Consider the following 265-nt stretch of genomic DNA (forward strand, 5'->3'; position numbering starts at 1 on the left):
GCGACCGGCGGTGACGGTGGTGCGGAAGGCGTCGTCGTCCAACGCATCCGCGATCCGGCGCGGGACTTCGCCCGACAGGTGCATAGCGAAGCCGGTATCGGTGATCGCCCAGCGGATCAGCGCATCGCTGTCGGGCAGCGTTGCGGCGAACGGCGCGTCGAGCGCAACGCCATGCGGGTCGCCCGTGACCAGGGCCGCCGCCGCACCGTCGCCGAACTGCAGCATCGCCAGCAGCGGCTCCAGCGCGGTCGTCTCCTGCAAATGC

General features: G+C 71.3%; 1 protein-coding gene. It reads right to left on the bottom strand.

What is annotated here, in order from left to right; all coding sequences use genetic code 11:
* Nucleotides 1–265 (bottom strand): hypothetical protein (locus tag AC0IYH_RS32055; protein ID WP_471838334.1); only part of this gene is annotated, 265 nt, incomplete at both ends.

Source organism: Pseudomonas sp. AC463, from assembly GCF_979253585.1.